This is a genomic window from Streptomyces corchorusii, from assembly GCF_001514055.1.
GTDB classification, from domain to species: domain Bacteria; phylum Actinomycetota; class Actinomycetes; order Streptomycetales; family Streptomycetaceae; genus Streptomyces; species Streptomyces olivaceoviridis.
Map to the genome: position 1 here is coordinate 583,324 of NZ_KQ948354.1, position 14,644 is coordinate 597,967.

15 protein-coding genes are annotated in these 14,644 nt (G+C 70.8%); 5 read left to right on the plus strand and 10 right to left on the minus strand.

From position 1 onward, the window contains the following. Window positions 1-9: 9 nt before the first annotated feature. Window positions 10-369, minus strand: coding sequence for an NADH-quinone oxidoreductase subunit A (locus tag AQJ11_RS12640; protein WP_003992243.1), 360 nt, complete (start codon window positions 367-369; stop codon window positions 10-12). Window positions 370-1,111: 742 nt separating this feature from the next. Here AQJ11_RS12640 and AQJ11_RS12645 point away from each other — a divergent pair. Both AQJ11_RS12645 and def read left to right on the plus strand, forming a co-directional pair. Next, complete coding sequence (locus AQJ11_RS12645; protein ID WP_107120813.1) at window positions 1,112-1,948, plus strand: C40 family peptidase; 837 nt, start codon at window positions 1,112-1,114, stop codon at window positions 1,946-1,948. A gap of 238 nt (window positions 1,949-2,186) precedes the next feature. Beyond that, window positions 2,187-2,810, plus strand: coding sequence for a peptide deformylase (gene def / locus AQJ11_RS12650; RefSeq protein WP_014674280.1), 624 nt, complete (start codon window positions 2,187-2,189; stop codon window positions 2,808-2,810). Here def and AQJ11_RS12655 read toward each other — a convergent pair whose 3' ends face one another. Beyond that, a complete protein-coding gene (locus AQJ11_RS12655) occupies window positions 2,811-4,094 on the minus strand; it encodes a geranylgeranyl reductase family protein (protein WP_014674279.1) in 1,284 nt (427 codons plus the stop codon). It lies immediately after the preceding gene. A gap of 99 nt (window positions 4,095-4,193) precedes the next feature. Here AQJ11_RS12655 and AQJ11_RS12660 point away from each other — a divergent pair, with 99 nt between their 5' ends. Then, a complete protein-coding gene (locus AQJ11_RS12660; RefSeq protein WP_059263042.1) occupies window positions 4,194-4,712 on the plus strand; it encodes a GNAT family N-acetyltransferase in 519 nt (172 codons plus the stop codon). Window positions 4,713-4,794: 82 nt separating this feature from the next. Further along, complete coding sequence (locus AQJ11_RS12665) at window positions 4,795-5,139, plus strand: PASTA domain-containing protein (RefSeq protein WP_078611798.1); 345 nt, start codon at window positions 4,795-4,797, stop codon at window positions 5,137-5,139. A gap of 59 nt (window positions 5,140-5,198) precedes the next feature. Here AQJ11_RS12665 and AQJ11_RS12670 read toward each other — a convergent pair whose 3' ends face one another. The 4 genes from AQJ11_RS12670 to AQJ11_RS12685 are packed head-to-tail and all read right to left on the minus strand — an operon-like array spanning window position 5,199 to window position 9,591. After that, window positions 5,199-5,891: a demethylmenaquinone methyltransferase gene (locus AQJ11_RS12670; RefSeq protein ID WP_014674276.1), complete on the minus strand. Its 693-nt coding sequence runs from the start codon at window positions 5,889-5,891 to the stop codon at window positions 5,199-5,201. Continuing rightward, window positions 5,888-7,006: an acyltransferase family protein gene (locus AQJ11_RS12675; RefSeq protein WP_059263043.1), complete on the minus strand. Its 1,119-nt coding sequence runs from the start codon at window positions 7,004-7,006 to the stop codon at window positions 5,888-5,890. The genes AQJ11_RS12670 and AQJ11_RS12675 overlap by 4 nt, the downstream gene beginning before the upstream one ends. Window position 7,007: 1 nt before the next feature. After that, entirely contained in the window at window positions 7,008-9,245 is a 2,238-nt protein-coding gene (locus AQJ11_RS12680; protein WP_059263044.1) for a bifunctional polysaccharide deacetylase/glycosyltransferase family 2 protein, read from the minus strand. Window positions 9,246-9,264: 19 nt separating this feature from the next. After that, entirely contained in the window at window positions 9,265-9,591 is a 327-nt protein-coding gene (locus AQJ11_RS12685) for a hypothetical protein (RefSeq protein WP_059263045.1), read from the minus strand. 239 nt (window positions 9,592-9,830) lie between these two features. On the opposite strand from AQJ11_RS12685, the gene AQJ11_RS12690 reads away from it, so the two are divergent. Further along, entirely contained in the window at window positions 9,831-10,838 is a 1,008-nt protein-coding gene (locus tag AQJ11_RS12690) for a chitinase (RefSeq protein WP_208616484.1), read from the plus strand. Window positions 10,839-10,877: 39 nt separating this feature from the next. Here the strand turns inward: AQJ11_RS12690 and AQJ11_RS12695 are convergent, their stop codons facing one another. From AQJ11_RS12695 to AQJ11_RS12710, 4 genes are all read right to left on the minus strand, one after another. Next, a complete protein-coding gene (locus AQJ11_RS12695) occupies window positions 10,878-11,483 on the minus strand; it encodes a hypothetical protein (RefSeq protein WP_059263047.1) in 606 nt (201 codons plus the stop codon). A gap of 7 nt (window positions 11,484-11,490) precedes the next feature. After that, on the minus strand, window positions 11,491-12,690 hold the full coding sequence (gene mqnC / locus AQJ11_RS12700) for a cyclic dehypoxanthinyl futalosine synthase (protein WP_014674270.1): 1,200 nt from the start codon (window positions 12,688-12,690) through the stop codon (window positions 11,491-11,493). Window positions 12,691-12,762: 72 nt separating this feature from the next. Continuing rightward, a complete protein-coding gene (locus AQJ11_RS12705) occupies window positions 12,763-13,542 on the minus strand; it encodes a prepilin peptidase (RefSeq protein ID WP_059263110.1) in 780 nt (259 codons plus the stop codon). A gap of 50 nt (window positions 13,543-13,592) precedes the next feature. Continuing rightward, window positions 13,593-14,441, minus strand: coding sequence for a menaquinone biosynthetic enzyme MqnA/MqnD family protein (locus AQJ11_RS12710; protein ID WP_014674268.1), 849 nt, complete (start codon window positions 14,439-14,441; stop codon window positions 13,593-13,595). Between the last annotated feature and the right edge of the window lie 203 nt (window positions 14,442-14,644).

Genomic DNA, 14,644 nt, shown 5'->3' on the forward strand with positions numbered 1-14,644 from the left:
AAAGGCCCCTCAGTCCCATTCCAGGCCGCCGCGCCGCCATACGTACGCGTACGCGACGAAGACGGTGAGCACGAAGAGCAGCATCTCCACGAGCCCGAAGATCCCCAGGGCGTCGAAGGTGACGGCCCAGGGGTAGAGGAAGACGATCTCGATGTCGAAGACGATGAAGAGCATCGCCGTCAGGTAGTACTTGATGGGGAAGCGCCCGCCGCCGGCCGGCGTGGGGGTCGGCTCGATGCCGCACTCGTAGGCTTCGAGTTTCGCGCGGTTGTACCGCTTCGGACCGATCAGCGTGGCCATGACCACGGAGAAGATCGCAAAGCCTGCCCCGAGGGCTCCCAGTACGAGGATGGGCGCATACGCGTTCACCGCTCCTCGCTCCTCTCAGTCGGCGCTGACTGCTGGCGGTTGCACTGGACTCACACCCGCCTCACCGGCCCCACGAACCCCGCTCGCCCCGGCGAAGATCGCGAACATGTGAAGCAGGTCACAAGCCCAACTGCCTCGCATCTTATGCCCGCCGCTCTGTGATCTGCGACACGGGGTATTCCACTAGCTTTGTGATCTCCACCACCTGACGAAGGATCATGAAGTCGGATGATGGGTGATCTTCATACGCGAAGCGTTCAGTTGATCACCAGAAGTGACAATCTTGCATGTCATCGCAGGCCGGAAGGGGCGTCTCCATATCAAGAGACTTCCGGTGCATGCAAATTCGCGATGGACGCGCAGGGCTGGTAGTGGGGCGCGTTCACACCTCGGAGGGAGATCGGGGCGGGATGTGGACGCGGTCGGTGCGCGTGCACGCGTTCACGAGCCGAACAGGCGCCGGACGCCACCGTTCCGGTAATCGTTCCGTGACGTCCACCACATTCATGAGAGACGTCTGAGAACCGGGCTTGGCCAACGAAGCCAACCAGTGGTAAGCGGGGGGCAATTCGGACTTAATGATCAAAGACCGTGATCAAGGGCTTGATCGCGGGCGTCCATAATGTCCGTTACGGCGTCAATAAAGAGCGACACGCCCGGGTTTCCGGGTCTCGATTGAACAACTGTGGCGCAGCCCACGTTTCTTGAAGATATGAAGGAGCCCCTGGTACCGGTTGTTCCCATGTCCCACACCGCTCACATACGCAGCCACCGGAAGCCCCGCCGCAGCGCGTCGACCCTCGCGATGCGGGCCGGAGTTGCCGGTGGCGTCCTCGGCACCCTGGCAGTCGCCGGGGCGTCCGGCTCGGCGAACGCTGCCGAGCCGGTGACGCAGACCCTCGAACTGCCCACCCTGACGGCCGACCTGGCCGCTCAGGCGGCCCAGTCCGCGGACGCCACCGAGCAGGCTGCCGCGAACTACCAGCTCCAAGCCGAGCGTGACGCGGCTGCCGCGAAGGCCGCGAAGCAGGCCAAGGCGGACCTCGCCGACGCCAAGAAGAAGGCGGCGGAGGCCAAGAAGAAGGCCCAGGAGGCCGCCCGCAAGGAGGCCGCCGCCCGCGCCTCCCGCACCGCGGAGCGGACCACGCTCTCCACCACGGCGGACGCCGGATCCACCACCGTCACCACGTCCACCAGCACCAGCACCAGCACGTCCACGGCCACCGGTTCGGCCGCGGCCGTCATCAGCTTCGTCAAGGCGCAGGTCGGCAAGGCGTACGTCTCCGGCGCCACCGGTCCCTCCGCCTACGACTGCTCCGGCCTGGTGCAGACGGCCTTCAAGCAGGTCGGCATCAGCCTGCCGCGCGTCTCCCAGGACCAGTCGACGGCCGGCACCCAGGTCTCGCTGAGCAACCTCCAGCCGGGCGACATCCTGTACTGGGGCAGCGCGGGCTCCGCGTACCACGTCGGGGTGTACGTCGGCGACGGCATGTTCGTGGGCGCGCAGAACCCCTCCACCGGTGTCGTGGAGCGCCCGCTGTCGTACGACCCGCCCACCGGCGCCGTGCGGGTGCTCTGAGCGCACCCCGCACCTCTCACACGCGTAGGGCCGCAGCCATTCGGGGCAGCGGCCCTCGCGGCGTCCCCGGAACGCGGAACGCCGTGCGCCGCCCTGGAACGCCGCGCGCCACCCCTGACGCGCCTCTGCCAGCCCCTGACGCGCCCGGCCTCCTCCCCGACACGCCTCGGCTCCTCCCTGACATGCTCTGCTCGGGCCGCCGTCCGGTGGTCCGTCGCCGAGCGAAGGAGTCCACGCGATGCCACGCGTGTTCGTACAGGGAAGCCCCGCCGACCCCTACCCGCGGTACGCCCCCGAGGCCGCCCGGGGCGCGGTGCGCCGCATCACCGAGGTCGGCGAGGAGGTGCTGCACAGGCCGTGCCGGGACGTCACGGAGTTCGGGCCCGACCTCGCCGCGCTCATCGACGACATGTTCCGCACCATGTACGTCGCCGACGGCGCCGGACTGGCGGCGAATCAGGTCGGCGTGGATCTGCGGCTGTTCGTGTACGACTGCCCCGATGACGATGGAGTCCGACATGTCGGACACATCGTCAATCCGGTGCTCGAAACGCCCACGACCGGGCGACGGCTGCTGGACGAGGGCGAGGGGTGCCTGTCGGTGCCGGGTGCCGTGATGGACGTACCGCGGCCGGACCGGGCCGTCGTGCGCGGACAGGACAGGGACGGCAACGCCGTCGTCATCGAGGGCACCGGGTACTTCGCGCGGTGCCTGGCCCACGAGACCGACCACACCAACGGGTACGTCTATCTGGACCGGCTCTCGAAACGGGACAAGAAGGACGCGCTGCGGCAGATGGCGGACCGGCGGGACGCGGTGTACGCCCGCCGGGCCGCCAACGCCGCGGCCTTCAGCTCCTAGTCACGCCTTCGGGGCCACCTTGCTCAGGCCGTTGATGATGCGGTCCATCGCGTCGCCGCCCGTGGGGTCTGTGAGGTTCGCCAGCAGCTTCAGGGTGAACTTCATCAGCAGCGGGTGGGTCAGACCGCGCTGGGTGGCGATCTGCATGACCTTCGGGTTGCCGATGAGCTTCACGAAGGCGCGGCCGAGCGTGTAGTAGCCGCCGTAGGTGTCCTTGAGGACGCGCGGGTAGCGCTGGAGGGCGATCTCGCGCTGGGCGGGCGTCGCGCGCGCGTGGGCCTGCACGATGACGTCGGCGGCGATCTGGCCGGACTCCATGGCGTAGGCGATGCCCTCGCCGTTGAAGGGGTTCACCAGGCCGCCGGCGTCACCGACGAGCAGCAGCCCGCGCGTGTAGTGCGGCTGGCGGTTGAAGGCCATGGGCAGGGCGGCGCCGCGGATCGGGCCGGTCATGTTCTCCGGGGTGTAGCCCCAGTCCTCCGGCATGGAGGCGCACCACGCCTTGAGGATCTCGCGCCAGTCCAGCTCCTTGAAGGAGGCGGAGGTGTTCAGCACGCCGAGGCCCACGTTGGACGTGCCGTCGCCCATGCCGAAGATCCAGCCGTAGCCGGGCAGCAGGCGGTCCTGGGGGCCGCGGCGGTCCCACAGTTCCAGCCAGGACTCCAGGTAGTCGTCGTCGTGGCGGGGGCTGTGGAAGTACGTCCGGACGGCGACGCCCATGGGGCGGTCCTCGCGGCGGTGCAGGCCCATCGCCAGGGAGAGGCGGGTGGAGTTGCCGTCGGCGGCGACGACGAGCGGCGCGTGGAAGGTGACCTCGCGCTTGTCCTCGCCGAGCTTGGCGGTGACGCCGGTGATGCGGCCGGTGCGGTCGTCGAGGACCGGGCCGCTGACGTTGCAGCGCTCGTACAGCCGGGCGCCGGCCTTCTGGGCGTTGCGGGCGAGCTGCTCGTCGAAGTCGTCGCGCTTGCGGACCAGGCCGTAGTTCGGGTAGGCGGCGAGGTCCGGCCAGTCGAGCTGGAGGCGGGAGCCGCCGCCGATGATGCGCAGGCCCTTGTTGCGCAGCCAGCCGGCCTCCTCCGAGATGTCGATGCCCATGGCGACGAGCTGCTTGACCGCGCGCGGGGTGAGGCCGTCGCCGCACACCTTCTCGCGAGGGAACTCGGTCTTCTCCAGGAGGAGGACGTCGAGACCGGCCTTGGCGAGGTGGTACGCGGTCGTGGAGCCGGCTGGCCCCGCGCCCACGACGATCACATCGGCGGTGTGGTCGGAGAGGGGCTCGGTCACGGCGGGATCTCCCCAAGGTTTCGAAATCTGCGTGCCGACCGGCACTGGACATGGGCAGTCTATTCAGCGGACTTGATCGACCGGCTGAAGGGCTGCCCTGTGAAGCGACCTCTCCCCGCGGTACGGCTGCGCGTCCCCACGCACGAGGACGCGGTCGCCTGGCACCGTGTCTTCGCCGACCCGGAGGTCATGGAGTTCCACGGCGGCAGGCCGGCGGAGCTGTCGGTGTACGAGGAACTCACCGCGCGCCAGCGCCGGCACGACGCGGAGCACGGCTTCTGCCTGTGGACCCTGCTGGACGACTCCGGGGAGGTCATCGGCTTCACCGGCGCGCAGCCGTGGCGGCCGCACTGGGGCCCGGTCGGCGAGACCGAGATCGGCTGGCGGCTCGGGCGGGCCCACTGGGGCAAGGGGTACGTCACCGCGGCGGCGCGGGAGACGCTGCGGCGGGTGCGGGAGGCCGGGGTGCCGGGGGTGGTGGCGGTGGTCCGCCCGGGCAACGAGCGGTCGATCGCGGTGACCCGGCGGCTCGGCATGGAGCCGGCGGAGACCTACCCGCACCCCACGCTGGACGAGGCGGTCCTGTGCTTCCGGCTCCGCTTCTCTCACGCTCAGTAGTCGTCTGTCACGGAAAGACACCGAAGCCTTCCGGCCGGGCCGGGCGGGAGTTACCCTGCCAGTACCGCTGGGGGTGACATCTGTGCCTATAACACCCAAAACACCCGAAGTACGCGTCCCGCACCTGGTCGGTCTGATGGCCGTGGACGCCCGCGAAACGGCCAGGGCGCGGGGTCTGTTCCTCAACGCGCCGGACCGCCCGGACTTCCACCGCACCGTCGTCGACCACGTCGTACGCCAGTACCCGCAGCCCGGTGCCGAGGTGCCGCCGGACTCGATGGTCTACGTGTGGTTCGACTTCGGTGAGGGCGAGGGCGGCGGAGGCGTGCGTGAACCACGCGTTCCGCGACCCCCGGCGGGCGGACTGCGACGGGAGCTGGAGCAGCCCGGCGACCCGTACGCGGTGGCCGGATTCGGCTCCTCCTGAAGCTCTCCCCGAAGCCTCGGCCCGCGGCCCGCTCCGGGGCCCGCCGCTCCTCGACGCCGCTACTCCTTGAAGCCCCGGTGCAGCGCGACCACCCCGCCGGTGAGGTTGCGCCACGCCACCTTGGACCAGCCCGCCTTGCCCAGCCGTTCGGCGAGCGCGGGCTGGTCGGGCCAGGCGCGGATGGACTCGGCGAGGTAGACGTACGCGTCCGGGCTGGAGGACACCGCGCGCGCGACCGGCGGCAGCGCCCGCATCAGGTACTCGGTGTAGACGGTGCGGAACGGCGCCCACGTCGGGTGGGAGAACTCGCAGATCACCACGCGTCCGCCGGGCCGGGTGACCCGGTACATCTCGCGCAGCGCCGCGTCCGTGTCCTGCACGTTGCGCAGCCCGAAGGAGATCGTCACCGCGTCGAAGGTGTCGTCCTTGAAGGGCAGCCTCGTCGCGTCGCCCGCCGTGAACGGCAGCCAGGTGTGCTTCTTCTTGCCGACCTGGAGCATGCCGAGGGAGAAGTCGCAGGGGACGACGTACGCGCCGGTCCGCGCGAAGGGCAGCGAGGAGGTGGCCGTCCCGGCGGCGAGGTCCAGGACCTTCTGCGCGGGGCGCGCGTCGACCGCCCTCGCCACCTCCTTGCGCCAGCGCCGGTCCTGGCCGAGCGACAGCACGTCGTTCGTCAGGTCGTACCGTTCCGCCACGTCGTCGAACATCGAGGCGACTTCGTGCGGCTGCTTGTTCAGGGAAGCGCGGGTCACCCGCCCATTCTTGCAGCCCGCCCGCCCGGCAGGAGCGTCGGCTTCCTGCGTGCCGCGACGTCCTCCACCCACCCGCACGCCGGCACGAAGAAGGCGATCAGCACCCAGCCGACGCCGAACAGGAACCACTGGCTGTCCAGCGGGAGGTACGCCTCGAAGGCCGGCACTTCCCAGAGCCGGTCGATCAGCGGGACGGCCAGCACCAGCGCGATCTGGTGCCACAGGTAGATCGTCACCGCGCGGGCGTTGAACACGGTGACCGCGCGGTCCAGGCGCCGGAACCGGGCCAGAGCGGCGAAGCCGATCCCGAAGCGCGCCTTCGCCCACATCAGCAGCGTCACGAAGCCGGCCGACCAGAAGGCCTGCGCGAGGGGGTTCTCGTCCAGGTCGTACGTCCCGAAGTCCGCCTGGTGCCCGAAGGCGTACCAGGCGCCGTAGCCGAGGGCCGCGAGCGACAGGACGATCACCGGGACCGGCCTGGCCCGCCGGAGCACGCCGTCGCGGTGGGCGAAGCCGAGCATCCAGCAGAAGAGGTACGTCGACAGGTCCCACAGGGCGCTGCCCAGCCGGTTGTCCGGGCCGGACCAGACGAAGGCCGGCACCAGGACCGGCACGAGGGACAGCACCAGGACGGGGACCGGGGCGAGCCGGAAGAGCCGCAGCAGCAGCGGGGAGAGCAGCACGAACCAGAGGTAGGTGCGCAGGTACCAGAGGATCTCCCAGGCCTGCTCGCCCCACGCGCTGCCCGGCGGGTCGCCGAGCGGGACGACCCAGTAGACGATCCGCCAGTCCGGCATCCAGCCGTGGACCAGCATCGCGAGGACCACGAAGAAGCCCCAGAACCAGAACGGGGGCAGGAGCCGTCGGAGCCTGCCCCTGAGGACCTTCGGGGCCGGGCGTTCCAGGGACTTCGCCATCAGGGTCCCGGCCAGGGCGAACATGATGCCCATGGAGGGGAACACCAGGCCGCACCAGGCCCACCCGAAGGTGTGGTAGGTCACCACCCGGACCAGTGCCAGGGCCCTGAGCGTGTCGAAGTAGCGGTCGCGCCCGGCGGGCTCGGGCCGGGACGGCCGTACGGCGGCGAGGGCCCCGGTCCTGCTGTGCGCTCCCATCTCAGCCCGCCCCCGCCGGTGTCCCGACCTCGCCCGTCCGCTTCAGCTTCTGCCAGCGCAGCCGGCCGCCCGTGAGCGCGGTGACGCAGGAGTGGATGAGGACGAGGTACATCATCTGACGGTAGGCCAGTTGTTGCAGGGGCATCATCAGGAGGTAGCGGTACTTCTCGCGGTCGAGGCGGAAGGCGTAGGCCGCGCAGAGGAGTTGGACGCCGAGGACCGCCAGCCAGGCCAGCAGGGCCGCCCGGAAGTCGACGAAGATCATGGAGTAGGCGGTGAAGACGTCGATGAGCGGGGCGAAGAGCGGCGTGACGACCTGGAAGACCACCACCAGGGGCATGCCGACGCGGCCGAAGCGGCCCGACGGCCCCCGGTCCGTCAGGGACTTGCGGTGCTTCCACAGGGCCTGCATGGTGCCGTACGACCAGCGGTAGCGCTGGGACCAGAGCTGCCCCAGGGAGCCCGGCGCCTCCGTCCAGGCCCGGGCGTGCTCCTGGTAGACGACCCGCCAGCCCGCGCGGTGCATGGCGATGGTGATGTCGGTGTCCTCGGCGAGGGTGTCCTCGCTCATGCCGCCGACCGCCAGCACGGCCTCCCGGCGGAACGCGCCGATCGCGCCCGGGATGGTGGGCATGCAGCGCAGCAGGTCGTACATGCGCCGGTCGAGGTTGAAGCCCATCACGTACTCGATGTGCTGCCAGGCCCCGATCACCGTGGTGCGGTTGCCGACCTTGGCGTTGCCGGCGACCGCGCCGACGGACGGGTCGGCGAACGGCTGCACCAGGTGGCGCACGGTGTCCGGTTCGAAGACCGTGTCGCCGTCCATCATGACGACGATGTCGTACGACGCGTGGCGCACGCCGTTGTTCAGCGCGGCCGGCTTGCCGGCGTTCTCCTGGCGGACCACCCGGACGTTCGTCATGCCGAGCGACTCGGCCGCGTCGCGCGCGATCCGCGAGGTGCCGTCGGTCGAGCCGTCGTCCACCACGATGATCTCGATCGGGTGGGTGCTCCGCGCCAGCGACTGGAGGGTGTTGGCGATGCACTCCTTCTCGTTGTACGCCGGGACGATCACGCTCACCGGTCCGGTGACCGCAGGGCCCCAGCCGGACCGGCGTCTGTTGCGCTGCCGGTGGTGGCGGCGGGCGAGGACCAGCATCATCCCGAAGCGGCCCAGCACGGCCGCCCCGACGATCGCCAGCCCGACCGACAGCGCGGGCACGGTCCACTCGGCGACGGCCACCGCCGCGATGAGGGCCTTGCCCTCGTAGAGGGTCAGGCCGGTGGCCCGGTGGTGGGCGGCCTGGAGGCGCGGGCCGGCCGGCGTGCCGCCGCCCGCCGCCCGCCCGTCCGCCGCGCGCTGCCGCTCCATGACCCCGCTGATGGTGGTGAAGGTGTAGCCCTTCGCCTTCATCTTCTCGATGTACTGCGGCAGCGCCGCGATCGTCTGCGACCGTTCGCCGCCCGCGTCGTGGAAGAGCACCGAGGCGCCCTGGGTGCCCTTCGGGGTGGCCCACTTCACGATGTCGGAGACGCCCGGCCGCTTCCAGTCGTCGCTGTCGGTGTCGACGAAGACGCTGGTGTAGCCGTCCTTGCCGAGCCTCTGGTAGACGGGCCAGCTGTAGTCGTCGATGGCGTCCGTCTCGGAGGAGTACGGCGCCCGGAACAGGGTCGTGGTGATGCCGGCCGCACCGGCGAGGGCGAGCTGCGTCTGCTCCATCTCGCGGTCGACGCGGGACGCGGACTGGTACGACAGGTCGACGTGCGTGAACGTGTGGACGCCGACCTCGTTGCCCTGCTCGACCATCGTCCTCACGATGCCGGGGTAGCGCGACACCATCGAGCCGACCAGGAAGAACGTGCCGGGGACGTCGTACTTCCGCAGGATGTCCAGGACCTGTGGCGTCCAGGTCGGGTTCGGGCCGTCGTCGAAGGTGAGGGCGATGGTCTTGGCGGGGACGGAGACCGTGGTGGCCCGGCCGCCCCGGAAGGTGAGGATCGGACCGCCGTCGAGGATCGCGTCCGGGACCTCGCTGGAGTCGGCCCCGCTGCGCACGCGCTGGTCGCCGCCGACCTCGGCGCGCAGATACCCGTCGAGCAGCATCACGCAGGTCAGCGCGAGCAGGAGCAGGAGGGCGAGGATGACGCGGGGGCGTTGCAGCGCCGCGGCCCTGCCTGCCGCGCGCTCGATGCGGGTGGGCGCGCGCCTGCGGCCCCGGGAGGATGTGGGAGTGGTCATGACTGCCGCTGCGCTCCGGTCAGTTGGCGCCCGCGGAGGCGGAGGCGGACGGGGTCGTGGACGCGGAGGCGGACGGGATGGCGGACTCGGTGGGGGAGGCCGTAGGCCGGATGGTGTCCGGCAGGTCCGCCTGGCGGCCGGTGCCGCCCTCCGGCCGTATCCGCCCGGGCGCCCGGCCGCCCTCCGCGTCGGTGCCGAAGGGCAGCAGGGACGACGGGTGCAGCGAGGTGCCCCAGCCCATGAAGGCGGCGGCGAGCACACCCGCGTAGGCGAGGCAGACGGCGCCGAGGAACAGGCCGAGGCGGCGCAGCACCTTCGACCGGCGTCCGGTGGTGTCAACGAACACGGGTCCCTCGGTGGACCCGCTGCCATGTTCGCGGCGACGACCGCGCCCGGCGGCGCGAGTTTCGATGGCGGGTTCGGATTGCATTCCTCGGATATTAGAGAGCGTTTATGTGGCAATTTCTCAGGAATTCTTGTGAGCCACCCGAGATTCTTGTGAGCCGCCCATGAAGGCACCTTGAACCTGTCGGCGGGCTGAGAGAACGCGAGGAATCCACACCCCGGTGTGAGAGATTTCCCCCCATGAGGAGTCCACTGAGGCCGATGGCCGGGGCCGGCTGCGCGGTCGCGCTCGCGGTGACGGGTTGTTCCGCCGAGGCCGCGAGCGCACCGCACGCCACCGCCTCCGGCACCGCCGCCGCCCCCGCCACCAGCACCGTCTACGCCCCCTACGTGAGCGCCACGGAGGCCGCGGCCACCGACTCCGCCGGGTCCCCGGCGACGTACAACCTCGCCTTCGTGATCTCCGGTGGCAGTGGCTGTACGCCGAAGTGGAACGGCACCGAGGCGATCACCGACTCCGCCGCGAGGTCCCGGATATCCGCGCTGAGGAAAACCGGCGCCGGGGTCCGCGTTTCGTTCGGCGGCGCCTCCGGAAAGGAGTTGGCCGCCGCCTGCGACAGCGTTTCGGAACTCGCCGCCGCCTATGGCGAGGCACTGGACGCGGCCGGTTCCAGTGAGGCCGACTTCGATATCGAGGGCGACGAGCTCACCAACTCCGCTTCCGTCGCACTGCGTTCACGGGCGATAGCGCGGTTGCAGGACGAACGCCCGGACCTGAAGGTCTCCTTCACCCTTCCGGTGATGCCCTCGGGGCTCGACGCGGACGGCCTGGCGCTGCTGGAGTCCGCCAACACGTACGACGTCCAGGTCTCCACGGTCAATCTCATGACCATGAACTACGGCGAGTCGTACGACGGTGACATGGGGGACTACGCCGTGGCCTCCGCGACGGCCGCGCACGCCCAGCTGAAGAAGGTGTTCGGGCTGTCGGACGCGAACGCCTGGCGCGGCATGGCGCTGACCTCGATGATCGGCGTCAACGACGTGGCCGGCGAGACGTTCACGCTGTCCGACGCGGCTCAGGTGCGGACGTTCGCGGAGCGCAAGGGGGTCGCCTGGGTGTCGATGTGGTCGGCGTTCCGGGACCGCGCGTGCGAGGACGGGCAGTCCGGGCAGGACGACGCGGCCACGGATTGCAGCGGGGTGAGCCAGACGTCGGGTGCCTTCGCGCGCCGCTTCTCCGGCTGAGCACGCCGCTTCTCCGGCTGAGCGGACCGCTGTGGCGGCTCAGCGGCGGCGGAACACCAGCCGTCCCGCCACCACCGTCGCCACGCACGTCCCCGCGCCCCGCTCGGCCAGTTCGTCCTCGTCGCGTACGTCGAAGACGGCGAAGCGGGCGGCGGAGCCCTGGTGGCGTTCGGTCGCCGGCATGGGGGGCCGGGCGGAGCCGAACGGGTCCAGGGAGGGCGGGTCGTCAGGGGTGCCCAGCCGTCCCACGGTCCCGAGCCCGGTGCGCCGTACGGCGTCCCGCACCGCGCGGCTGTGGAAGGGCTCGCAGGCCACGGCGACCGTGCCGTACGCCAGCATGCGCTGGATGCCCCGCCGGGCGCTCGCGCCCCAGCGGGCGTCGTCCAGGGTGAGCGGGGCGAGCGCGTCCCCGGTCAGCGGCTCGGTGCCGAGCTCGTCGGCCTCGCGCGGGTCCGGGTGGTACGTCCGCTCCAGCAGCTCGTTGCCGTAGGGGTTGACGAACCCGGGCGTGAGGATGCCGGGCCAGGCGCGCACCCGCACGCGTGGCTGTGCGGCGGTCAGCTCCTCCAGGGGGCCGACCGCCTCGATCCACTCCCCCTGGACGAGGAAGGCGTGCCCCCTGGAGTCGGCGTGAATCGTCAGCAAGGCGGCCCTAGTTCGACGCGAGCAGCTTCAGCTCGGGGTGGGCCGTGCCGCCCTCGATGGCCGTGGAGGAGATGTGGGAGACCACGCGGTCGTCCACGGGGTCGTTCGCCGGGTCGTCGTGCACGACCAGGTGCTCGTACGTCGTCGCGCGCTGCGCCGGGACGCGGCCCGCCTTGCGGATCAGGTCGATGATCTCCAGGCGGTTGGAGCGGTGCTTGGCACCGGCCGAGGAGACCACGTTCTCCTCCAGCATGATCGAGCCGAGGTCGTCCGCGCCGTAGTGCAGGGAGAGCTGGCCGACCTCCTTGCCGGTGGTGAGCCACGAGCCCTGGATGTGCTGGACGTTGTCCAGGAAGAGGCGGGCGATGGCGATCATCCGCAGGTACTCGAAGAGGGTCGCCTGGGTGCGGCCCTTCAGGTGGTTGTTCTCGGGCTGGTAGGTGTACGGGATGAACGCGCGGAAGCCGCCCGTGCGGTCCTGGACGTCCCGGATCATCCGCAGGTGCTCGATCCGCTCGGCGTTGGTCTCGCCGGTGCCCATCAGCATGGTGGAGGTGGACTCGACGCCCAGCCGGTGCGCGGTCTCCATGATCTCCAGCCAGCGCTCGCCGCTCTCCTTGAGGGGCGCGATGGCCTTGCGGGGGCGCTCGGGGAGCAGTTCCGCGCCGGCGCCGGCGAAGGAGTCCAGGCCGGCCTCGTGGATACGGGTGATGGCCTCTTCCACCGAGACCCCGCTGATCCGGGCCATGTGCTCGACCTCGGACGCGCCCAGGGAGTGGATGACGAGCTGCGGGAAGGCCTCCTTGATGGCCCGGAAGTGCTTCTCGTAGTACTCGACGCCGTAGTCCGGGTGGTGGCCGCCCTGGAACATGATCTGGGTGCCGCCGAGCTCGACGGTCTCGGCGCAGCGGCGCAGGATGTCGTCCAGGTCCCGCGTCCAGCCCTTCTCCTTGTCCTTGGGGGCCGCGTAGAAGGCGCAGAACTTGCACGCCGTGACACACACGTTCGTGTAGTTGATGTTCCGCTCGATGATGTACGTGGCGATGTGCTCGATGCCCGCGTACTTGCGGCGGCGCACCGCGTCGGCGGCGGCGCCCAGGGCGTGCAGAGGGGCGTCGCGGTAGAGGACGAGCGCCTCTTCCGGGGTGATCCGCCCACCGGCAGCGGCACGGTCGAGGACAGACGTGAGGTCGGCCTTCTCGGTCACCAGGGTGTCCCTTTCGTCAAGGGTTGTGGACGGACTGAGCCAGCCTACGCCAGCCCCTTCTTCCGCCCGCGCTCAGGCCGCGTACGCGCCGATCAGCAGTCCGGTGAGGGCACCGGCGAGGAGGAACGGACCGAACGGCACGGCCGTCTTCCGGCCCGCCCGCCGGGCCAGGACGAGCGCGCCGCCGTAGAGCGCGCCGAGCAGGAATCCGGCGAAGGTGCCGAGCAGCACGGTGGGCCAGCCGTACCAGCCGAGGACGGCGCCCGCGCCCACGGCCAGCTTCACGTCACCGAAGCCCATGCCGCCCGGGTTGACGCGGTACAGCACGTAGTAGCCGGCGCCCAGCGCGAGGGCGCCGTAGAGGGCGGTGCGCCAGTGACCGGCGTGTTCGGGGAGCAGGGCGGCGAGCCCGAGCAGGGCGAGGGCGGTGGCGGCGAGCGGGAGGGTCAGCGGATCGGGCAGCCGCTGCACCCGGAAGTCGACGGCGGCGAGCAGCACGCCGACGGGCGCGAGCAGCAGCCACACCGCCAGCTCCGGCCGGGTGCCGGTGGCGGCGGTGAGGGCGGCGCAGACGAGGGCGGTGGCGGTGGCGAGGAGCGGCGCGGAAGGGGCGTACGGCTGGTACGGCGTGACGGGCACGCGCCCCTCGGCTCCCCCGCGTTGGCCCCCGCGCGCGCACTGCCCGCACCGGACCCCGCCCAGCCACCCCCGGACCGGGTGGTGGCCGCCGGGGCAGCGGTCGCGCCACGGCTCGCCGGACGGTACGGCGAAGCGGTAGGCGGCGCGGGGCAGCAGGGCCCCCGCCAGCGCGCCCCACAGCAGGGCGCCGAGCACCAGCATCCCCGTGGTCACCCCGCCCACGCTTCCCCCCTCGGCCGGCCTGTCCCCGGTTCCTACCCCGTTCAGGGCCGGAGCAGTTCCACCTTCACGTCGGCGGGGAAGCCGGTCGTCGGGCCGACCCGGCGGGCGAACTCGGCGACGGCCTCCAGCTGCGGTGCGCCGAAGCTGAAGTCAAGGGTGGTGAAGTACTGCTCCAGGGTGGCCTCGTCGAACTCCTCCCAGCGGGCGGCCTGTTCGGCGACCTTGTGCACCTCTTCCAGGGAGAGGTCGCGGGAGGCGAGGAAGGCCTCGTGGACCTTGCGGGTGATGAACGGCTCGCGTTCCAGGTAGTCCCGGCGGGCCGCCCACACCGCGAAGACGAACGGCAGACCGGTCCACTCCTTCCACAGCGCGCCGAGGTCGTGGACCTGGAGGCCGAAGCGGGGGCCGTCGAGGAGGTTGGCGCGCAGGGCGGCGTCGCCGATGAGGACGGCGGCCTCCGCCTCCTGCATCATCAGGCTGAGGTCGGGCGGGCAGGTGTAGTAGTCGGGCTGGACGCCGTACCGCTCGGCGAGCAGGAGCTGGGCGAGCCGGACCGAGGTGCGCGAGGTCGAACCGAGGGCGACCCGGGCGCCGTCGAGCCGGTCCAGCGGGACCTGCGAGACGATCACGCAGGACATCACCGGGCCGTCGCAGCCGACGGCGATGTCGGGGAAGGCGACGAGATCGTCGGCGTTGCGCAGGAACTCGACCAGGGTGACGGGGCCGATGTCGAGGTCACCGCCCACGAGCCGCTCGCTGAGCTTCTCCGGGGTGTCCTTGGTGAGCTCGAAGTCGAGGAGCGTGCCGGTTCTCGCGAGCCCCCAGTAGAGGGGCAGGCAGTTCAGGAACTGGATGTGGCCGACGCGCGGCCGGGTGCGAGAATTGTCCACATCGCGAGACTAGACCCCGCGGGGTACGGTGCTGGGACCGACCCCACCCTCAAACGGCCTAGCGGACGTTCAAACATCTGGGTGACGTGATCTTGACCCCTATTGCTTTCGGCTGCCCGGATGCTAGGCTTGCCGCAAGTTGCAGTTTGGTTTCCCTTGCAGTACAGAGCCTGCGGAGCATGTAACCGCAGGCTCTCGTCGTT

Coding starts and splice junctions, on each gene's coding strand:
- def (WP_014674280.1), top strand. CDS start 2,187: ATGCCACGCGTGTTCGTACAGGGAAGCCCCGCCGACCCCTACCCGCGG.
- AQJ11_RS12690 (WP_208616484.1), top strand. CDS start 9,831: ATGAGGAGTCCACTGAGGCCGATGGCCGGGGCCGGCTGCGCGGTCGCG.
- AQJ11_RS12680 (WP_059263044.1), bottom strand. CDS start 9,245: ATGACCACTCCCACATCCTCCCGGGGCCGCAGGCGCGCGCCCACCCGC.
- AQJ11_RS12675 (WP_059263043.1), bottom strand. CDS start 7,006: ATGGGAGCGCACAGCAGGACCGGGGCCCTCGCCGCCGTACGGCCGTCC.
- AQJ11_RS12645 (WP_107120813.1), top strand. CDS start 1,112: ATGTCCCACACCGCTCACATACGCAGCCACCGGAAGCCCCGCCGCAGC.